The sequence below is a fragment of the Micromonospora echinospora genome, assembly GCF_014203425.1.
GTDB classification, from domain to species: domain Bacteria; phylum Actinomycetota; class Actinomycetes; order Mycobacteriales; family Micromonosporaceae; genus Micromonospora; species Micromonospora echinospora_A.
The window spans coordinates 1,801,417-1,820,718 of sequence record NZ_JACHJC010000001.1; the positions used below are offsets into that span (position 1 = coordinate 1,801,417).

Annotated in this window: 17 protein-coding genes; 11 read left to right on the forward strand and 6 right to left on the reverse strand. The window is 73.4% G+C overall.

What is annotated here, in order from left to right:
• Nucleotides 1–133 precede the first annotated feature (133 nt).
• Both FHU28_RS08645 and ctaD read left to right on the forward strand, forming a co-directional pair.
• The gene (locus FHU28_RS08645; protein ID WP_184682603.1) at nucleotides 134–1,240 is read left to right on the forward strand and encodes an FAD-dependent monooxygenase; all 1,107 of its coding nucleotides are present in this window, start codon (nucleotides 134–136) and stop codon (nucleotides 1,238–1,240) included.
• A 127-nt stretch (nucleotides 1,241–1,367) separates the two neighbouring features.
• Nucleotides 1,368–3,125: an aa3-type cytochrome oxidase subunit I gene (gene ctaD / locus FHU28_RS08650; RefSeq protein WP_030501855.1), complete on the forward strand. Its 1,758-nt coding sequence runs from the start codon at nucleotides 1,368–1,370 to the stop codon at nucleotides 3,123–3,125.
• A 532-nt stretch (nucleotides 3,126–3,657) separates the two neighbouring features.
• On the opposite strand, the gene FHU28_RS08655 is transcribed toward ctaD, so the two are convergent.
• The 4 genes from FHU28_RS08655 to FHU28_RS08670 are packed head-to-tail and all read right to left on the reverse strand — an operon-like array spanning nucleotide 3,658 to nucleotide 9,507.
• Nucleotides 3,658–4,899: an MFS transporter gene (locus FHU28_RS08655; protein WP_184682605.1), complete on the reverse strand. Its 1,242-nt coding sequence runs from the start codon at nucleotides 4,897–4,899 to the stop codon at nucleotides 3,658–3,660.
• Between the two features lie 39 nt (nucleotides 4,900–4,938).
• Nucleotides 4,939–5,520, reverse strand: a complete 582-nt coding sequence (locus FHU28_RS08660) for an isochorismatase family protein (protein ID WP_184682606.1) — start codon at nucleotides 5,518–5,520, stop codon at nucleotides 4,939–4,941.
• Nucleotides 5,521–5,531: 11 nt separating this feature from the next.
• A complete protein-coding gene (locus FHU28_RS08665) occupies nucleotides 5,532–6,818 on the reverse strand; it encodes a nicotinate phosphoribosyltransferase (RefSeq protein ID WP_184682607.1) in 1,287 nt (428 codons plus the stop codon).
• Between the two features lie 16 nt (nucleotides 6,819–6,834).
• Nucleotides 6,835–9,507: a LuxR C-terminal-related transcriptional regulator gene (locus FHU28_RS08670; RefSeq protein ID WP_184682608.1), complete on the reverse strand. Its 2,673-nt coding sequence runs from the start codon at nucleotides 9,505–9,507 to the stop codon at nucleotides 6,835–6,837.
• Between the two features lie 192 nt (nucleotides 9,508–9,699).
• Here FHU28_RS08670 and FHU28_RS08675 point away from each other — a divergent pair, with 192 nt between their 5' ends.
• From FHU28_RS08675 to rdgB, 9 genes are all read left to right on the forward strand, one after another.
• A complete protein-coding gene (locus FHU28_RS08675; RefSeq protein ID WP_184682609.1) occupies nucleotides 9,700–11,262 on the forward strand; it encodes a P-loop NTPase family protein in 1,563 nt (520 codons plus the stop codon).
• A 115-nt stretch (nucleotides 11,263–11,377) separates the two neighbouring features.
• Nucleotides 11,378–11,668 carry an ATP-dependent Clp protease adapter ClpS gene (clpS, locus tag FHU28_RS08680; protein ID WP_030501849.1) on the forward strand — a complete coding sequence of 97 codons (291 nt, stop codon included), beginning with the start codon at nucleotides 11,378–11,380 and terminating at the stop codon, nucleotides 11,666–11,668.
• Nucleotides 11,665–12,168: a DUF2017 domain-containing protein gene (locus FHU28_RS08685; RefSeq protein ID WP_030501848.1), complete on the forward strand. Its 504-nt coding sequence runs from the start codon at nucleotides 11,665–11,667 to the stop codon at nucleotides 12,166–12,168. Before clpS ends, FHU28_RS08685 begins: the two co-directional genes overlap by 4 nt.
• Nucleotides 12,169–12,222: 54 nt before the next feature.
• The gene (locus FHU28_RS08690; RefSeq protein ID WP_030501847.1) at nucleotides 12,223–12,711 is read left to right on the forward strand and encodes a M67 family metallopeptidase; all 489 of its coding nucleotides are present in this window, start codon (nucleotides 12,223–12,225) and stop codon (nucleotides 12,709–12,711) included.
• Nucleotides 12,712–12,778: 67 nt separating this feature from the next.
• Nucleotides 12,779–13,117, forward strand: a complete 339-nt coding sequence (locus tag FHU28_RS08695; RefSeq protein WP_030501846.1) for a MoaD family protein — start codon at nucleotides 12,779–12,781, stop codon at nucleotides 13,115–13,117.
• A gap of 10 nt (nucleotides 13,118–13,127) precedes the next feature.
• A complete protein-coding gene (locus FHU28_RS08700) occupies nucleotides 13,128–14,093 on the forward strand; it encodes a PLP-dependent cysteine synthase family protein (RefSeq protein WP_043326204.1) in 966 nt (321 codons plus the stop codon).
• Between the two features lie 224 nt (nucleotides 14,094–14,317).
• On the forward strand, nucleotides 14,318–15,064 hold the full coding sequence (locus tag FHU28_RS08705) for an MBL fold metallo-hydrolase (protein WP_184682610.1): 747 nt from the start codon (nucleotides 14,318–14,320) through the stop codon (nucleotides 15,062–15,064).
• 72 nt (nucleotides 15,065–15,136) lie between these two features.
• On the forward strand, nucleotides 15,137–15,865 hold the full coding sequence (gene rph, locus FHU28_RS08710; RefSeq protein ID WP_073830803.1) for a ribonuclease PH: 729 nt from the start codon (nucleotides 15,137–15,139) through the stop codon (nucleotides 15,863–15,865).
• Entirely contained in the window at nucleotides 15,862–16,476 is a 615-nt protein-coding gene (gene rdgB, locus FHU28_RS08715; protein WP_184682612.1) for an RdgB/HAM1 family non-canonical purine NTP pyrophosphatase, read from the forward strand. Before rph ends, rdgB begins: the two co-directional genes overlap by 4 nt.
• 62 nt (nucleotides 16,477–16,538) lie before the next feature.
• Here rdgB and hutH read toward each other — a convergent pair whose 3' ends face one another.
• Entirely contained in the window at nucleotides 16,539–18,077 is a 1,539-nt protein-coding gene (hutH, locus tag FHU28_RS08720) for a histidine ammonia-lyase (protein ID WP_184682614.1), read from the reverse strand.
• Complete coding sequence (gene hutI, locus FHU28_RS08725) at nucleotides 18,074–19,285, reverse strand: imidazolonepropionase (protein ID WP_184689360.1); 1,212 nt, start codon at nucleotides 19,283–19,285, stop codon at nucleotides 18,074–18,076. The genes hutH and hutI overlap by 4 nt, the downstream gene beginning before the upstream one ends.
• Nucleotides 19,286–19,302: the final 17 nt, after the last annotated feature.

The window sequence follows — 19,302 nt, forward strand, 5'->3', positions numbered from 1 at the left end:
CCTGCCGGTGGGACGGGGTGCGCCGCCGACCGGCGGCCCGCGCCAGGGCGAGCGGGCACTTCCGCCGCCTGGTTGCGGCGAGTAATGTCTTGCCTCCAACGCGTGCCGTTCCCCTCCGGAGGCGTAACCCACCATGGGTGGTTCACCCCTGCGCGTCCTCGTCGTCGGCGCGGGCATCGCCGGCCTCGCCGTGGCCCGGGCGCTTCGCCTGGCGGGGTTCCGGCCCGACGTCACCGAGCGGCTGCCACCCACGGAGTCGACCGACACCGGCCTCTACCTACCGGGCAACGCGGCCCGGGCGATGCGCCGGCTCGACCTCGACGGCCCACTGCGCCCGCTCGGCCAGGTGATCCGCCGGCAGCGCTTCCTCGACGCCGCCGGGGCGCCGCTGTGCGAGGTCGACCTCGACGCGCTCTGGGCCGGAGTGGGGGAGTGCCGGGCGCTGCCCCGGGCCGAGCTGCACCGGGTGCTGCTCACCGGCGCCGGCGGCGCGGTCCGGCACGGCGCCGAGGTCAGCACCGTCGACCCGCTGCCCGGCGGCGTGGCGGTCGGCTTCACCGACGGCACCAGCGCGGAGTACGACCTGGTCGTCGGCGCGGACGGACCACGCTCGGCGGTACGCACGCTCGCCGCGCTCGGCGGCCCGCCCCGCCCCGCCGGACAGGTGGTCTACCGGGCCCTGGTGCGCGGCGGCCCCCGGATCGTCGACTGGACCGCCCTGCTCGGCCAGCGGGCCGGTTTCCTGGTGGTGCCGCTCGGCAGCGGGCAGCTCTACTGTTACGCCGACGAGGCCGGCACCGACCTGCCCGCCGACCCGCTCGCCCGCATGCGCGAGCTGTTCGGCTCCTACGGCGGCCCCGTGCCGGAGGTGCTGGACGCGCTGGAGACGGTGTGCGTCGAGCGCACCGAGGAGGTCGAGCTGGGGCGGTGGTTCCACGGCCGGGTGCTGCTCGTCGGTGACGCCGCTCACGCCACCGCGCCGACGCTCTCCCAGGGCGCCGCCATGGCGTTGGAGGACGCCGTCGTGCTCGCCGAGTCGCTGCGCGCCGCCGGCAGCGTCGACGCCGCGCTGCTGGCGTACGAGAGTCGCCGCCGTCCGCGTACCCGCTGGGTGCGGGACCGGACCCGGGACCGCAACCGCACCCGCGACGTGCCGCCGGCGCTGCGCGACCCGTTGCTGCGCGGGCGCGGCGGACGGATCTTCCGGGAGCACTACCGGCTCCTGACCGGCCCGCTCTGAAGGGTGGGAGATCGTAGCCGCCCACCCCACGCGGCGGGGCCACCTACCGGGGACTATCCTCCTTGCGGATGACGGCTGCGCCGATGACCAGCGCGCCGAGCGGGACAACCAGAACCGGAGGCCACTCGTGACCACCGTCGCACCCAAGCCGGTCGTGACCCGGCCCTGGCCGGTCCGGGAGCCGGTCAAGGGGTCGGCCCTCGCGCGGCTGTTGCGCACCACGGACGCGAAGCAAATCGGGATCATGTACATGGTCACCGCGTTCGTGTTCTTCATGATCGGTGGCCTGATGGCCCTGATCATGCGCGCCGAACTGGCGCGGCCGGGCCTGCAGTTCCTGTCGCCCGAGCAGTACAACCAGCTCTTCACGATGCACGGCACGATCATGCTGCTGTTCTTCGCGACGCCGATCGTGTTCGCCTTCGCGAACTACGTGGTGCCGCTGCAGATCGGCGCGCCGGACGTGTCGTTCCCCCGGCTGAACGCCTTCGCGTACTGGCTGTACCTGTTCGGCGGCACGCTCGCCACCGCGGGCTTCATCGCCCCGGGCGGCGCGGCCGACTTCGGCTGGACCGCGTACACGCCGCTGAGCACCGCCGACCACGCCCCGGGCGTCGGCGCCAACATGTGGGTGGTCGGCCTGGCCATCTCCGGTCTGGGCACCATCCTCGGCGCGGTCAACCTGATCACCACGATCCTGACCCTGCGCGCGCCCGGCATGACCATGTTCCGGATGCCGATCTTCACGTGGAACATGCTGGTCACCAGCCTGCTGGCGATCCTGGTCTTCCCGCTGCTGGCCGCCGCGCTGTTCGCGCTCGCCGCGGACCGCCTGATGGGCGCCCACGTGTACGACCCGGCGACCGGCGGCCCGATGCTGTGGCAGCACCTGTTCTGGTTCTTCGGTCACCCCGAGGTGTACATCATCGCGCTGCCGTTCTTCGGCATCATCAGCGAGATCATCCCGGTGTTCTCCCGGAAGCCGATCTTCGGCTACAAGGGCCTCGTGGCCGCCACCATCGCCATCGCCGCCCTGTCGATGAGCGTCTGGGCGCACCACATGTTCGCCACCGGTCAGGTGCTGCTGCCGTTCTTCAGCTTCCTGAGCTACCTGATCGCCGTGCCCACCGGTATGAAGTTCTTCAACTGGATCGGCACCATGTGGCGGGGCCAGATCACCTTCGAGACGCCGATGCTCTTCTCGATCGGCTTCCTGGTGACCTTCCTCTTCGGTGGTCTCACCGGTGTGCTGCTGGCCAGCCCGCCGCTCGACTTCCACCTGCACGACTCGTACTTCGTGGTGGCGCACTTCCACTACGTGCTCTTCGGCACCATCGTGTTCGCCGTCTTCGCCGGCATCTACTTCTGGTTCCCGAAGATGTTCGGCCGGATGCTCGACGAGCGCCTGGGCAAGATCCACTTCTGGCTGACCATGATCGGCTTCCACACCACGTTCCTGGTGCAGCACTGGCTGGGTAACGAGGGCATGCCGCGCCGGTACGCCGACTACCAGGCCATCGACGGCTTCACCACGCTGAACACGATCTCCACGATCGGCGCGTTCATCACCGGTATCTCGACGCTGCCGTTCATCTGGAACTGCTGGAAGTCGTACAAGACCGGCCCGGTGGTCGAGGTCGACGACCCGTGGGGTCACGGCAACTCGCTCGAGTGGGCCACCAGCTCGCCGCCCCCGCTGCGCAACTTCGACCGCATGCCGCGCATCCGCTCCGAGCGGCCGGCCTTCGACGCGAAGTTCCCCGAGCTGGCCGCCGGGCAGAGCCTGGCCGGCCCGCCCGAGGGTGGCGCCAAGCCGCTGACCAGCGAGGTCAACGGTGGCGCCAGCTACCAGGAGGACACCGCAGGCAACCTCGACCAGCGCTGAGCACCGCTCCGCCACGTCGAGACGGGCGCCGCACTCCCAAACGGGGGTGCGGCGCCCGCCCTTTTCCCCGCCCCCGCCCGCCTGTCCCCGCCCCCCGCCCGCCTGGCCTCGTTGATCATGAAGTTGGCTGTACCTCATGTCCGATTTGTCGCCGCCAACCTCATGATCGTCAGGCTGGGGGCGGGATGCGGCACCAGTTCGGGGAAGTGGTGGTGTCCAGGGCCCCTGGACCCAGCTACATCCCCGTACTGGCTTCGCGCCTCCTCTGGTGCTCCGGTGATCAAGGGGTTTGTGTCGTCTCGTTGCGCCTCCGGGCACGCCAACTCCTTGGTCAACCTTTGCAACGTGGGTTCCGGCCATGGGCCGTCTTGCGGCACCAGCTCGGGGGAGTGGCTGTGTCCGGGGTGCGTGGACGCAGCCACTTCCCCGTACTGGCTTCGCCCTTGCCTCGGGGAGGAGAGGCACGGACTCGTTGATCATGTCGGGTGGGGTGGGGTGGGGTGGGCGGAGGGCGGGGACTTTGGCCGAGGGGCTAGCGGGAGGCGAGGGCCAGGTCGGGGTCCGGAGTCGGGGCGGGAACCGGGGTGCGGCGGTGGCGCAGCTCGATCGGGAGCACCGCCAGCGCCACCAGCGCGCCGACCGCGCCCGTGACCACGAAGCCCCAGACGGGCGCGGAGGCGTCGATCACCGCACCGGCCAGCGGCGCGCCGAGCGCGATGCCCACTGTCACGGCGGAGCCGTGCAGTCCCATGGCCAGGCCGCGTACGGAAGGTGGAGCCAGCCGGCTGACCGCGTCGGAGGTGGACGCGAGGGTGGGGGCGCAGAGCGCACCGGCCGGGATCAGCGCGAGACAGAGCAGCCACCAGTGCGACCCGCCCAGCCCGACCGGGATGGTGGCGAGGCTCAGCGCCGCCATCAGCGCCAGCGGGGAGAACGAGCGGCGTACCGCGCCGTAGGCGAAGCCGCCCACCAGTGAGGCGACCGCCCAGGCGGCCAGCACGGCGCCGGTCCAGCCGATCTCGCCCCCGGCGCGGAGCACGGCGACCACTGCGACGTCGGTGCCGCCGAGCACCAGCGTGCCGGCGAGGCTGACCGCCAGCACGGCGAGCAGGCGCGGGGTGAGCCACTCGCGGCGGTGCACGGGCCGCTGCGGCCCGGCCTGCTCGTCGGCGGCTCGCACCGGCGGGTTGAGCAGCCAGAAGCAGATGCCGGAGCCGACGATCCCGGCACCGACCGCCCAGAGCGTCAGGCGCGGCGTGACGGCGGTGGCCAGGGCGACGGCGAGCGCCGGGCCGACCATGAACGACAGCTCCATCGCGATCGAGTCCAGCGCGTACGCGGGTCGGCGCTTCTCCACCGGCACGAGCGCGGCGATCGACTGGCGGATCATCGAGAAGATGGGCAGCGCGAGCAGCCCGGCGAGGAACGCGGCGGGCAGCAGCACCGGGTACGGCAGCGTGGGCGCGGCGGACCAGAACAGCGCCTCGGCGACAGTGGTGAGCACCAGCACCGGCCGGAGCCCTCGGCGGTCGATGAGCCGCCCGAGCAGCGGGGCGCCGACCGCCGCGCCGATCGTCGACGCGGCCCCGACCAGGCCGGCGGCGCCGTAGCCGCGGCCCAGGTCGAGCACCACGTAGAAGGTGAGCGTCACCCCGGTGGCGGTCAGCGGCACGCGGGCCAGCACCGACACCAGCAGCAACGATCGGAGACCGGGTAGGGCGAGCGCCTCCCGGTAAGGCTTCAGATTCACGACGGACCGTACCTCCGGCGCCATCCTGGGGCCGGGGTACGACACCCGCAAGCGATTACCCGGTCAAGCGGCAGTGATCACAGGCTCGCCCACCATGGTCACCCCGGCGCCGTCGAGCGCGCGCAGCGCCACGTCGAGCGTGTCCGGGGCGACCGCGGCGGTCAGATCCAGCAGCACCGTGGTGTGGAAGCCCTCCCGGGCGGCGTCCAGCGCGGTGGCGCGCACGCAGTGGTCGGTGGCGATGCCGACCACGTCGACCCGGTCCACGTCGCGCCGGCGCAGCCAGTCGGCCAGGCACTCGCCGTCGGGCGCGTGCCCTTCGAAACCGGAGTACGCGGCCGCGTGCTCGCCCTTGTGGAAGATCGTCTCCACCCGGTCGGTCGCCAGCTCCGGGTGGAACTCGGAGCCGGACGTGCCGACCACGCAGTGCCGGGGCCAGGAGTCGACGTAGTCCGGCGGGTCGCCGAAGTGGGCGCCCGGGTCGACGTGGTAGTCCTTCGTCGCGACCACGTGGTCCCACCGGTCCGGTTCGGCGGCCAGCAGCCGGGAGATCCCGGCGGCCACCCCGGCCCCGCCGCCGACCGCGAGGGAGCCGCCCTCGCAGAAGTCGTTCTGCACGTCCACGATGATCAGGGCGTTCGCCATCGGGTTCCTCCTCAGCTCGCGGGTACGACGGTGACGGGGACGGCCGGATCCCCGGCGGAGAGCTTGAGCCCCTCCCACGGGATGGAGATCAGGCACTGCCGCAGGTGGTCCCGGGAGTCCTCCAGGGTGGGCAGCTTCGCCGGCTCGCCCGACACCACGTACGAGTGCTGGAGCAACCGGTCGTTGGGCTGCCGGTCCGGCACGCCCTGCGGCACGATGACCTCCTCGGTGGCGGTGCCGGTGGGCTTGTGCCGGCGCACCGCGACCTTCCGGCCGCCGATGGTGGCCTTGTGCTCGGAGCGCTTGACCACCGGCCGCCCTTCCACCTCGACCAGCTTGTAGACCAGACCGGCGGTGGGCGCGCCGGAGCCGGTCACCACCGCGGTGCCGGCGCCGTACATGTCCACCGGCTCGGCGGCGAGCGAGGCGATCGCGTACTCGTCCAGGTCGCCGGAGACGATGATCTTCGTCTCGGTGGCGCCGAGCGAGTCCAGCAGCTCGCGGGACTGCTGGGCGATCACCGCGAGGTCGCCGGAGTCGATCCGGACCGCCCGCAGCTCCGGCCCGGCCACCGCGATGGCGTTGCGGATGCCCTGGGCGATGTCGTACGTGTCGACGAGCAGCGTGGTGTCCTTGCCCAGCGTGGCGACCTGGGAGGCGAACGCGGCCCGCTCGTCGTCGTGCAGCAGCGTGAAGGCGTGCGCGGCGGTGCCGGCGGTGGGGATGCCGTAGCGCTGCCCGGCGGCGAGGTTGGAGGTGAACCGGAACCCGGCCAGGTACGCGGCCCGCGCGGCGGCGACGGCGGCCTCCTCGTGCGCCCGGCGGGAGCCCATCTCGATCAGCGCCCGGCCCCGGGCGGCGGTGACCATCCGGGCCGCGGCGGCGGCGACCGCGCAGTCGTGGTTGAGCACCGACAGCACGAGCGTCTCCAGCACCACGCACTCGGCGAACGTGCCGGACACGGTGAGGATCGGGGAGCCGGGGAAGAACAGCTCGCCCTCGGCGTAGCCGTCGATGTCGCCGGTGAACCGGTAGTCGGCGAGCCACTGCGCGGCCCGGTCGTCCACCACGCCGGTACGGCGCAGGAAGTCGATCTCATCCGGGTCGAACCGGAAGTCGCGGATCATCTCGATGAGCCGGCCGGTTCCGGCGACCACCCCGTACCGGCGCCCGGCCGGCAGCCGCCGGCTGAACACCTCGAAGACGCACCGTCGGTCGGCCGTGCCGTCACGCAGCGCGGCGCTGACCATGGTCAGCTCGTAGTGGTCGGTCAGCAGCGCGGGGCGAAGGGTGCTCACCGCTCCAGCCTAGAGTTCAGTCCGGCTCCGTGCCGTCGTGCCCCGGCATCGACCGCAGCGCGGCCCGCAACTCGCCGCGCCCGGCGACGCCGAGTTTGCTGTAGACGCGCTGGAGGTGGTTCTCCACCGTGCGGGTGGACAGGAACAGCCGCTCCGCGATCGTCCGGCTGGTCACCCCGTCGGCGGCGAGGCGGGCGATCTCCCACTCCCGGTCGCTGAGCGTCGGGCGGAGCAGCCGCAGCGCCGGGGTGGAGATCTCGTCGCAGCGGCTCAGCAGGTCCGCGAGGCGTTCCCGGACCGGCCCGGTGGTGCCGGCGCGGGCGTTCCGCGTCAGGTGCAGCGCCATCGCGGTCGCCTCGGCGGCGTACACGGTCAGCTCGCGGCCGGCGAAGCCGTCGGCGACGGCCAGCAGGGCGTCGGGGGCGCCGTCGGCGACGGCCCGGCCGAACCGGGCGACGAGCGGCGGCAGCACGCCGTCGACCTGTTCGGAGAGTTCCGCCAGGCGTTGCGCCACGGTGCGCCGCCCACCGTCGGTGCAGGTCGGGCCGACCGGCGCGTCGGCCTGGTCGAACCGGACCAGGTCGAGCAGGACGAGCAGCTCGTGCCCGGCCAGGCCGTCCTCGCGCAGCCGGTCGGCTAGCGCGCACAGGTGCTTGGTGGCCGCCGGCAGGTCGCCCGTCGCGGCCTGGACCGCGCCCCGGGCCTGCTCCAACCACGGATAGAGCACTGCCATGCCGGGCGCGTGCGTCCGGTCCGCCTCGGCCATCGCCTCGGCCGCGTGCGTCGCGTCCCCACGCAGCGCGGCGGCCTGGGCGCGCTCGGCATGCGCCAGCCCGGCGTACACGCGGCTGGTGGCGAGCACCGCGCACGCCTCCAGGCTGGTCCGCAGCGCCTCGTCCCCGCGCCCGCGCAGGCGCGCCGCGTACGCCTGGAGGATGGCCAGGTAGCCGGTGCCGAGCCGGAAGTCACCGGCCCCGGCCAGGTCGGCGAACTCGTCGGCGACGATCGCGTCGATGCCGGCCAGGTCGCCGGAGAGCGTCAGCCGGGTGCCCCGGGCCAGCTCCATGGCGAGCTGGAGGTAGGGCATGTCCGCCCGCCAGCACGCCGCCTCGGCCTGCACCCGGGCGATCGCGGTGGCGCTGCGCTGATACTGCCCCTGGGCGGCCTGGAGGTGGGCCAGCGTGCAGCGGGCCAGCTCCCGGGCGGCCATCGGGGCGGCCGGGCGGTCGAGCACCTCCTGGGCCAGCCGGACCGCGACGTCGATGTCGAGCCGGTGCAGCCGCATGGTGGCCTCGAACGCGCGGACCCGGGCCCGGTCGGCGGGGTCGCTCAGCTCCTCGCCGCGCGCGGCGATCTCCTCCACAGTGGACTCGCGGTTGAGCCCCCAGTAGCTGACCATGCCCCGGACCGTCAGCCACCGGCTGCGCCGCCGGTCGTCGTGGATCTCGCAGGCGACCTGGTCGAGCACGCGGATCGCCTCGTCCGGCCGGTCGCCGAACATCAGGATGGTGGCCAGCAGCTCCGCCGCGTCGGTGCCGCCGCCGGCCTCCAGCGCGGCGCGGGCCAGCCGGGTGGCCAGCGGCACGTCGTACCGGCCGAACGCCTGGACCGCGGCGTCGAGCAGCAGGGCGACGTCCTGCGCCGTACCCGAGTCGAGCCGCCACACCGCGACCCGCAGCAGGTCGTCGCGGCGGCGCGTGCCGACCTGCTCCAGCAGCCCGGCGAGGGTGGCCTGCAGCCGGCGGGTGCGGCTGACCGGGCAGTGCCGGCGCATCACCTCGCCGTAGAGCGGGTGCGCCAGGCGGACGTTGAGCCGCCGGTCGTCGTGGATCAGGGTGATGAGCCCGCGCTCCTCGGCCGCCTCCACGTCCGCCGGGTCGACCGCCCGTTCCAGCAGTTGCAGGCCCAGCGGCTCGCCGAAGGCGACCAGCTCGACGACGGCCCGGACGCCGGGGGTGAGCTGGCCGATCCGGGTGTCGATCAGGTCGGTGAGGCTGGGCGCCAGCTCCAGCCGGCCGGTCCAGGTCCAGATCCCGTACGTGCGGCGCAGCTCGTCGTCGGCGGCCAGGACCAGCTCGCGCAGCAGCAGCGGGTTGCCGGCGGATAGCTGGAAGAGCCGGTCGGAGGAGCAGGCGTCGACCGGTCCACCCAGGATGGCGGCGAGCAGCCCGGTGGTCTCGCTGCGGCCGAGCGGGCCCAGCTCGACCAGTTCGACCAGGTCGTCGGTCCAGAGCGCGCGGATCGGCAGCGGGATCTGCTCGCCGTTGCGCAGCGTCCCGATGACAGTGGCGTTCTCGGAGCGGGCGACCAGATGCACCAGCGCGGCCGAGGGCGGGTCGAGCAGGTGCGCGTCGTCGATGGCGAGGACGACGGGCCGGCCGGCGGCCTGTTCCTGGAGGACGTCCACGGCCCAGCGCAGGATCCCGGCGGGGGAGAGCCCTTGCGGCTGCGTGGCGGGCAGCACCTGGACGAGCCCACCGAAGGGGAGCGCGGCGGTGGTGGCGCTGGCCGAGATGGACCAGATGGCGTACCGCTCGGGGGAGAGTTCGGAGACGCCCTCGCGCAGCAGCCGGCTCTTGCCTACCCCGGCGTCGCCGCTGAAGAGCAACCCGCGTCCCTCGGGCCGGCCGATGGTCGACAACAGACGGTTGAGTTCATCTCTACGGCCGACGAACCCCCACCCACTCATCGGGGCAGCATATCGACCGTGTTCCGTCCGCGTGCAGACCGTTACGCAGTGAAGTTGAGTAATCTGGTCATTACCCGATGAGTACCGGAGGTGTTCGCTGTCGGATGGCCGACAGCCGTACTCTTCCGACAGCCCCTGCAACCAGGGAAAGTCGCGACCGGCACCCCGGTCGCCTGACCGGGAGGCCACCTGATGACACCGGGTCCACTCCCCTCGGTCGACGTGCCCGACCCGCGCCGGCAGGCCGGGCCGCCCGGGTGCGCCCCGCTGCCGACCCGGCTCGGGGTGACCACGCCCGGGCCGGGCGATCCGATGGCCGTGGTCGTCGCCGGCCCGGCCGGCGCCGGCCGGCGTGAGGTGATCGCCGGCCTGCTCGGGATCGACTCCGCGACGCTCGCCGTGCCCGCGGGAAGCAACCTGCTGGTCCAGCACGCCGAGAAGGTGATCCGCGCCGCGTACGTGCCGGGCTACCGCCAGCCGCACGCCTACGGCACCCACCCGCTGACGACCGGACCGGCGCTGGCCCGGCCGCCACGCCGGGTCGAGCTGAGCCTGCCCGACCCACTGCTGCGGCACTTCGCGGTGGTCGACACGCCGGACACCGGCACGCTCGGCGTGGCCGGCGGCCGGGTGCTGCGCGACGCCGTCGGCCGGGCCGGCGCGCTGCTCTTCGTGATCTCCGCCGACCAGGCGTTCAGCGCGGCCGAGCTGCACCTGCTCGCCGAGGTGGCACGCGCCCGGGTCGAGGTGTTCTTCGCCGTCACCCCCGGCACGACCGGCTGGACCGCGTCGGCCGAGGGCCCGGCGGCGGATGACGCGGGTTCCGCCGTACCGTCGCCCGGGCGGGCCGGTCCGTCCGGGCCCGCCCGCCGGTTCGACCAGGTGTCGGTCTCCATCGAGGCGCACCGCGCGGCGCTGCTGGCCGCGGTGCCGGCGCTCACCCCGGCCCGGTGGTTCCCGGCCCGCCGGACCGAGCTGCCGCACCTGCGGCGTGCCCTGGTCGGCTGGGCCGCCGACGAGGGACTGCGCCGCGGCAGCGCCAGTCCGCCGGTGCCCCCCGGCGCGCACGGCCGGGTGCCGGTGCTGACCGGCGTCGAGCCCGGCGAGCTGGCCGACCGGATCGACGGAGGGTCCCGCGCCTGTGCCCGCCGGATCCGTCAGCACCTCGCCCTGGAGCTGGCGAACATCCACCTGCGGGTGGTGCAGGAGATCGTCTTCGGGGTCGGCTGCGCCGGCCTGCCGCAGATGCTCGACCGCGAGCTGGAGGCGCTGTCGCTGCTCGCCACCGCCCAGTGCGACGAGGCCGTCCGAGGGCTCGTCGACGACGCCGCCGCCCGGGTCTTCGGGGCGCCGCTGGCCGAGGGCGTACGCGGGCGGATCGCGCACGCGGTGCGCTGGAGCCTGGCCGACCATCCGGACGGCCCGGAGCTGGACCGGGTCCTCCTGGTCACCAGCACGGCCGGGGTGGCCGCGCTGACCGGCGAGGGGGCCCTCGACGCGCTGGCCGGGCTGCCCGGCGGGCAGCGGGACGAGGTGCTCCCGCCCGTCGGCGTCGCGCTCAACGGCGGCTGCTGGCAGCACTGGCGGGCGGCCGACAACAACGACCCGAACGCCGCCCGGTCCTGGGCCCAGCGCGCTCTGCGCGAGGTCGAACTCGAACTGTCCCGCGAGGTGTCCCGCCGCTTCGAGGTGATCCGTCTCTCGCTGGGTGGGGTGCTCGCCGATGCTGTCGACCACGGCATCCTGCTGGCCTGAGCGGCTCGCCGCCGCGCGGCGGACCGGGCTCGCGTACGCGGCCCGGGCGGGTCACGACGACCGCCGCGCCGTTCCGGTTCATCGGTTCCGCGGATCCGGTGGCACGATGGGGGGCATGGCGGCTCCACAGGTTGCGCCGGTCGAGACGCCGGACACCGAAGAGGTGCCGGTCTCCGACCGGCCGTGGGTGACCATCGTCTGGGACGATCCGGTCAACCTGATGACGTATGTGACCTGGGTGTTCCAGAAGCTCTTCGGATACAGCCGGGAGAAGGCGGAGCGGCTCATGCTGGACGTGCACCACAAGGGCAAGGCCGTGGTGTCCACCGGCGCCCGGGAACGGATGGAGCACGACGCGGCGCAGCTGCACGCGTACGGCCTCTGGGCGACGGTGGAGAGATCATGAGCATGTTCCGCCGCCGCGGCGACCACTACGTGGCCACGTTCGCCGTCGACGAGGTCCGGGTGCTGCGCAAGGTCGCCGCCGAGGTGGTCGGGCTGCTGACCGACGGCTTCGACCACGGTGACCCGGTGGTCGGCCGGCTCTTCCCCGACGTCTACCCGGACGACGACGCCGGCACCGCCGAGTTCCGCCGCTACACCGAGGGCGACCTGAAGACCGGGAAGATCGACCAGGCGGGCGCGATCCTCGCCGCCCTGCCCGACGGCGACTCCGGCGGCGAGGTGCGGCTCGACGCGGAGGCGGCCGAGGCGTGGCTGCGCGCGCTCAACGACGCCCGGCTGGCGATGGGCGTACGCCTGGAGATCAAGGACGGCACCGACCTGGGTGAGGAGCTCGACGACGCGGTCGCCGAGGACCCGGGTTCGTCCCGCGTGTTCCAACTGTCGGTCTACGCCTACCTCGGTTATCTCCAGGAGTCCCTGCTCAACGCGCTCATCGACTGAGTGGTGACGGTTGCCACCTCGCCGCCCGGCAGGGCCAGGGGCTAGGCTGGTGGCGTGCTGAGCATCGACCGGTCGATCATCGACGCGATCGTCGCCCACGCGCGTCGGGACCACCCGGACGAGGCGTGCGGCGTGGTCGCCGGCCCCGTCGGCAGCGACACCCCGACCCGGCACATCCCGATGGACAACGCGGCCCGCTCCATGACCTTCTACGAGTTCGACTCGATGGAGCAGTTGCGGGTGTGGCGGGAGATGGACGACCGCGACGAGGAGCCGGTGGTCATCTACCACTCGCACACCGCGACCGAGGCCTACCCGTCCCGCACCGACGTCTCCTTCGCCGGCGAGCCGGGCGCGCACTACCTGCTCGTCTCGACCCGCGAGCCCGACACCGAGGAGATCCGCTCCTTCCGGATCGTCGACGGCGTGATCACCGAGGAACCGGTGAAGATCGTGGATGCCGCCGTGGACCCGAACGCCGTCCAGTCCTACATGTTCGGGCAGAGCCCGGCGACGGTCGACTACGAGTGTTCCGACCGCTGATCTTCAGCGCCGGCACCTTCCTTTTCCCGTCACCTGGCACGATCCCGAACGAGGAGCACGAGACATCATGGCCATCGAGGTTCGCATCCCCACCATCCTGCGCAGCTACACCGGCGGCGCGAAGGTCGTCGAGGGCAGCGGCGACACGCTCGCCGACCTGATCGCCGACCTGGACTCCCGGCACGGCGGCCTGAAGGCCCGCCTGGTCACCGACGCGGGCGTGCTGCACCGGTTCGTCAACGTCTACGTCAACGACGAGGACGTCCGCTTCCTCGGCGCGCTCGATGCCAAGCTCAACGACGGCGACAGCGTGACCATCCTGCCGGCCGTGGCCGGTGGCGCGTTCGGCTTCGCGGCCGCCGCGGCGATCGCCTCGCACGCGGTCTCCACGCGCGCCGCCCGCTGAGGGGCCCGCGATGGCGCGGTACGACAGCCTGCTCGACGCCTGCGGCGGCACCCCGCTTGTCGGGTTGCCGCGGCTCTCGCCGACGGTCCCCGCCGGGGCGCCGCCGGTGCGGCTCTGGGCCAAGCTGGAGGACCGGAACCCGACCGGCAGCATCAAGGACCGCGCGGCGCTGTACATGGTGCGCGCGGCCGAGGAGGCCGGCCGGCTCCGTCCCGGTGACACGATCCTGGAGCCGACCAGCGGCAACACCGGCATCTCGCTGGCCATGGTGGCGAAGCTGCGGGGCTACCGGCTGGTCTGCGTGATGCCGGAGAACGTCTCCACCGAGCGGGTGCAGCTGCTCCGGATGTACGGCGCGGAGATCATCTTCTCGCCGGCCGCCGGTGGCTCGAACCAGGCCGTCGCGACCGCGAAGCAGATCTCCGCGGAGCACCCGGACTGGGTGATGCTCTACCAGTACGGCAACGAGGCGAACGCCCGGGCGCACTACGAGACGACCGGGCCGGAGCTGTTGCAGGACCTGCCGGGCATCACCCACTTCGTGGCCGGGCTGGGCACCACCGGCACGCTCATGGGCACCGGCCGCTTCCTGCGGGAGAAGGTCGACGGCATCCAGATCGTGGCGGCCGAGCCGCGGTACGGCGAGCTGGTCTACGGTCTGCGCAACATCGACGAGGGCTACGTGCCCGAGCTGTACGACGCGGGTGTGCTGTCCCGCCGCTTCTCAGTGGGCACCCGGGACGCCGTGCTGCGTACCCGGCAGCTCGTCGAGGTGGAGGGCATCTTCGCCGGGTTCTCCACCGGCGCCATCCTGCACGCCGCGCTCGCGGTGGCGCACGAGGCGGTCCGCGACGGCCGCCGCGCCGACGTGGCGTTCGTGGTCTGCGACGGCGGCTGGAAATACCTCTCGACCGGGGCGTACGGCGGCACTCTCGCCGACGCGGAGGAGTCGCTGGAGGGTCAGCTCTGGGCCTGACGGCCCGCGTTCGGTCCGGTCGGTGGTGTCCCCGCCGGCCGGACCGCCGCGCCTGCCCGGAGCAGACGTGTATGGGTGTCACGTTGATGACAACTTCCGGCAGATGATTCTTGCCCGACCATGGCGGCGCGTAGGCTGCGCAGCGTGGCGAGCGCGTCGGTAGAGATCATCGGCGGAGTCGCCGCCGGCGCGTCGACTACTCATCGTGAGATCGAGGCCACCGGATGAGATTGACCGTCCTCGGCTGCGCGGGCAGCTTCCCGGGCCCCGAATCGCCCTGCTCTGCCTATCTCATGGAAGCCGAGGGCTTCCGGCTCCTGATCGACTTCGGCGTGGGGTCGCTGTCCACGCTCCAGCGCTACGTCGGGCTGCACGCCCCCGATGCCATCCTCCTCACCCACCTGCACTGCGACCACATGTTCGACGCGGTGTCCTACGTGGTGGTGCGCCGGTACGCGCCGGACGGCCCGTACCCGCCCCTGCCGATGTACGCCCCCTCCGGCGCGCCCGACCGGCTGGCCGCCGCGTACGGGCAGGAGGAGGGCTCGGTGGAGGACGTCTACCAGTTCTACGGCCTCCAGCCGGGCACGTTCCCGATCGGCCCGTTCAGCGTCACAGTCGACCGGATGAACCACCCGGTCGAGACGTACGGGGTGCGGCTGGAACATGACGGGCGGGTGTTCTGCTACTCCGCCGACACCGCGCCCTGCGAGGCGCTGCTGCGCCTGGCCCAGGACGCCGACGTGTTCCTCTGCGAGGCGAGCTACATGGACGGCGTGGAGAACCCGCCGGATCTGCACCTGACCGGCCGGGAGGCGGGTGAGGCGGCCACCAAGGCGAGCGTGGGACGGCTCCTGCTCACCCATCTCGTACCGGCCTGGGGCAGCGAGTCGCAGACGGTGGAGGCGGCGGCCGGGGCGTACGCCGGGCCGCTGGACGTGGTGCGGCCCGGCGCCTGCTACGACGTGTGACCCCGGCGGAGGCCGGGCGGTCGGGCGGACACCCGCGGACGATCCGATCACCGCACCGCATAGGGTGCAGGCATGGCGCGACCTGACGGGCGGCAGCCCGACCAACTCCGACCGGTGACCCTGACCCGGGGCTGGAGCACCCATCCGGAGGGTTCGGTGCTCGTCGAGTTCGGCGCGACCCGGGTGCTCTGCACGGCGAGCGTCACCGAGGGGGTGCCGCGCTGGCGCAAGGGTTCCGGGCTGGGCTGGGTGACAGCCGAGTACGCGATGCTGCCCCGGGCCACGAACACCCGCTCCGACCGGGAGAGCGTGCGCGGCAAGGTCGGTGGGCGCACGCACGAGATCTCCCGTCTGATCGGCCGTAGCCTGCGTGCCTGCGTCGACCTCAAGGCGCTCGGCGAGAACTCGATCGTGCTGGACTGCGACGTGCTCCAGGCCGACGGCGGCACCCGTACCGCCGCGATCACCGGCGCGTACGTCGCACTGTACGACGCGGTGACCTGGCTGGCCGAGCGCAAGGCGCTGGCCGGCAAGGTGGAGAAGGTGATGCACCGTTCGGTGGCGGCGGTGAGCGTCGGGGTGATCGGCGGCGAGCCGATGCTCGACCTCTGCTACGCCGAGGACGTCACCGCCGAGGTCGACATGAACGTGGTCTGCACCGGCGCCGGCGACTTCGTCGAGGTGCAGGGCACCGGTGAGGCGGGCGTCTTCGCCCGCGATCAGCTCGACGCGCTGCTCGACCTGGGCGTGGCGGGCTGCCTGGAACTGGCCGACGCGCAGCGGAAGGCGCTCTCGTCATGAACAAGGTCCTGCTCGCCACCCGGAACCGGAAGAAGCTGGTCGAGCTGCAGCGCATCCTGGACGGCGCGCTCGGCGCGCACCGGGTCGCCCTGCTCGGCCTCGACGACGTCGAGGAGTATCCGGAGCTGCCGGAGACCGGCCTCACGTTCGGCGAGAACGCGCTGATCAAGGCGCGGGAGGGCTGCCGGCGCACCGGCCTGCCGACCATCGCCGACGACTCCGGGCTGGCGGTGGACGCCCTCAACGGGATGCCCGGCGTGTTCAGCGCCCGCTGGTCCGGCCGGCACGGCGACGACCTGGCCAACCTCCAGCTCGTGCTCGACCAGGTCGGCGACGTGCCGGACGAGCACCGGGGCGCGGCGTTCGTCTGCACCGTCGCGCTGGTGCTGCCGGGCGGCAAGGAGCACCTGGTCGACGGCCGCCAGTCCGGCCGGCTGCTGCGCGCGCCGCGCGGCGAGGGCGGCTTCGGCTACGACCCGATCTTCCTGGGCGACGGGCAGAAGCGGACGAACGCGGAGCTGACGCCCGAGGAGAAGGACGCGGTCAGCCACCGCGGGAAGGCGCTGCGGGAGCTGGCCAAGCTGGTCGCGAAGGTGCTCCCGCCCGCCTGATCCGCTCCCGCCCGGCCGCAGCGCCGCCCGAGCGCCGCGCCGGAGCGGCCGGACCGGCCCGCTCAGCCGAGCGGGCCGATCTCCCGTTCGATGGCCGCGCGCAGCTCCGGGCCGCGCACCACGTCCCGCGCCGCCTCCATCAGCGGTGCGAGGAACACGTCCGGCCCCGGCTCGCCGATCGTCTCGCCGAGCGTGGCGAGCGCCGCCCGCCCGGCCGGTGACGGGGTCAGCGGCGCGCGCAGCTGGAGCCCGCGTACGGCCGACAGCAGCTCCACCGCCAGCAGGCTGGTCAGGTTGTCCAGGACCGTGCGCAGCTTCTTGGTGGCCGCCCAGCCCATCGAGACGTGGTCCTCCTGCATCCCGCTGGTGGGCAGCGAGTCGATCGAGGCGGGCGCGGCGAGCCGGCGGTTCTCCGCCACGATGCCGGCGGCGGTGTACTGGGCGATCATCAGCCCGGAGTTCACCCCGGCGTCCGGGGACAGGAAGGCGGGCAGGTCCCGGGAGCGGGTGACGTCCAGCAGCCGGTCCACCCGGCGCTCGGCGATCGCGCCCACCTCGGCGGCGGCGATGGCCAGGTAGTCCGCGGCGAAGCCGAGCGGCGCGCCGTGGAAGTTGCCGGTCGACTCGACCCGCCCGTCCGGCAGCACGACCGGGTTGTCCACCACGGAGAGCAGCTCCCGGCCCGCCACCACCTCGACGAAGTCGAGCGTGTCCCGGGCCGCGCCGGCCACCTGCGGGGCGCAGCGCATCGAGTACGCGTCCTGCACCGCGTGCGCGAGGTCGTCGCGGTGCGAGTCCATCACCGCCGAGCCCTGCAACAGCCGGTGGATGTTCGCCGCCGAGGCGGCCTGGCCGGGATGGGGCCGGATCGCGTGCAGCTCGGGCAGGAACGGCCGCTCCGAGCCGAGCATCGCCTCGATGGCCAGCGCGGCGGTCACGTCCGCCATGGCGAACAGGTGCCGGGCATCCTGCACGGCCAGCAGCAGCATGCCGAGCATGCCGTCGGTGCCGTTGATCAGCGCCAGCCCTTCCTTGGCGGCCAGCGACACCGGCTTGAGCCCGGCTTGGCGCAGCGCGTCGGCGGCCGGGAGGCGGTCCCCGGCCGGGCCGAGCACCCAGCCCTCACCGAGCAGCACCAGCGCGCAGTGCGCCAGCGGCGCCAGATCGCCGGACGCGCCGAGCGAGCCGTGCTCGGGCACCCACGGGGTGACGTCGTGGTTGAGCAGGTCCACGAGCGCCTCGGCGACCAGCGGGCGTACCCCGGAGCGACCGAGCGCCAGTGAGCGGACCCGCAGCAGCATCATGGCGCGTACCACCTCGCGCGGCATCGGCGCGCCCACCCCGGCGGCGTGCGAGCGGATCAGCGCGTGCTGAAGCTCGGCCCGGCGCTCCGGGGCCACGAACGTGTTGGCGAGCGCGCCGAATCCGGTGGAGACGCCGTACACGGGACGGCCGGCGGCCTCGATGCCGTCCACGATGGAGCGGCTGGTCGCCATCGCGTCGGTGGCGGCCGGGTCGAGCACGACCTTGGCGGTGCCGCGGGCCACCGCGAGCACGTCGGCGGGGGTGACCCCGGTGGACAGGACGGTCACTGTGGTCATCGCGGCACTCCGTTGTGCAGAACCTGGCGGATCAGTGGCACCCCCGGCCGGTAGGCCAGGTGCAGGTGGGACGGGGCGTCGAGGATGATCAGGTCGGCCCGCGCCCCGGGCGTCAGCCGCCCCACGTCGGTGCGGCGCAACGCCGCCGCCCCGCCGGCGGTCGCGGCCCACACCGCCTCCGCCGGGGTCATCCGCATCTCGCGCACGGCCAGCGCGATACAGAACGGCATCGACGAGGTGTACGACGAGCCGGGGTTGCAGTCGGTCGCCAGCGCCACCGTCACGCCCGCGTCGAGCAGCCGCCGGGCGTCCGGGTACGGCGACCGGGTGGAGAACTCCGCGCCGGGCAGCAGCGTGGCGACGGTGACGGTGTGCTCGCCCTCGGCGCACATGCAGTCGATCCGTCGCGAGGCGAGCGCGTCGATGTCGGCGTCGGTCAGGTGGGTGCAGTGGTCGACGCTGGCCGCGCCCAGCTCCACCCCGAGCTGGACCCCCGGGCCGGGGCCGAGCTGGTTGGCGTGCACCCGTACGCCCAGACCGACGGCCTGCCCGCAGGCGAGGATCGCCCGCGCGTGGTCGGCGTCGAACGCGCCCCGTTCGCAGAACACGTCGATCCAGCGGGCGTACGGCGCGGCAGCGGCCAGCATCGGGCCGCAGACCATGCCGACGTAGTCGTCCGGGCGGTCGGCGTACTCGGCGGGGACCACGTGCGCGCCGAGGAACGTCGTGTCCTCTGTGAACTCGGCGGCGATCCGCAGCGAGCGGGCCTCGTCGGCGACGTTGAGGCCGTACCCGCTCTTGATCTCGACGGTGGTGGTGCCCTGCCGCAGCATCTCCGCGCGCAGCCGGCCCACTGTGGCGCGCAGGTCGCCGTCGGAGGCCGCGCGGGTGGCGCCGACTGTGGTCCGGATGCCGCCGCCGGTGTAGGGCTCGCCGGCCATCCGGGCGGCGAACTCGGCGGCCCGGTCCCCGGCGAAGACCAGGTGCGCGTGGCTGTCCACGAAGCCGGGCAGCACGGCCGCGCCGCCGGCGTCGGTCCGCCGGTCGGCGGCCGGCGCGTCACGGGACGACCCGACCCAGGCCACCTGCCCGTCCTCGACCAGCAGGGCGGCGCCGCGCCGGATGCCCAGCGGGTCGCCGGGCCGGCCCTCGTTGGTGACCAGCTCGCCGATGTTGTCGACAAGCAGGCTGCCGGAGGTCCCCGGCACCGGCCGGAGCCGGTCGC

Coding starts and splice junctions, on each gene's coding strand:
- FHU28_RS08645 (WP_184682603.1), top strand. CDS start 134: ATGGGTGGTTCACCCCTGCGCGTCCTCGTCGTCGGCGCGGGCATCGCC.
- FHU28_RS08655 (WP_184682605.1), bottom strand. CDS start 4,899: ATGGCGCCGGAGGTACGGTCCGTCGTGAATCTGAAGCCTTACCGGGAG.
- FHU28_RS08660 (WP_184682606.1), bottom strand. CDS start 5,520: ATGGCGAACGCCCTGATCATCGTGGACGTGCAGAACGACTTCTGCGAG.
- FHU28_RS08670 (WP_184682608.1), bottom strand. CDS start 9,507: ATGAGTGGGTGGGGGTTCGTCGGCCGTAGAGATGAACTCAACCGTCTG.
- FHU28_RS08675 (WP_184682609.1), top strand. CDS start 9,700: ATGACACCGGGTCCACTCCCCTCGGTCGACGTGCCCGACCCGCGCCGG.
- clpS (WP_030501849.1), top strand. CDS start 11,378: ATGGCGGCTCCACAGGTTGCGCCGGTCGAGACGCCGGACACCGAAGAG.
- FHU28_RS08685 (WP_030501848.1), top strand. CDS start 11,665: ATGAGCATGTTCCGCCGCCGCGGCGACCACTACGTGGCCACGTTCGCC.
- FHU28_RS08695 (WP_030501846.1), top strand. CDS start 12,779: ATGGCCATCGAGGTTCGCATCCCCACCATCCTGCGCAGCTACACCGGC.
- FHU28_RS08700 (WP_043326204.1), top strand. CDS start 13,128: ATGGCGCGGTACGACAGCCTGCTCGACGCCTGCGGCGGCACCCCGCTT.
- FHU28_RS08705 (WP_184682610.1), top strand. CDS start 14,318: ATGAGATTGACCGTCCTCGGCTGCGCGGGCAGCTTCCCGGGCCCCGAA.
- rph (WP_073830803.1), top strand. CDS start 15,137: ATGGCGCGACCTGACGGGCGGCAGCCCGACCAACTCCGACCGGTGACC.
- rdgB (WP_184682612.1), top strand. CDS start 15,862: ATGAACAAGGTCCTGCTCGCCACCCGGAACCGGAAGAAGCTGGTCGAG.
- hutH (WP_184682614.1), bottom strand. CDS start 18,077: ATGACCACAGTGACCGTCCTGTCCACCGGGGTCACCCCCGCCGACGTG.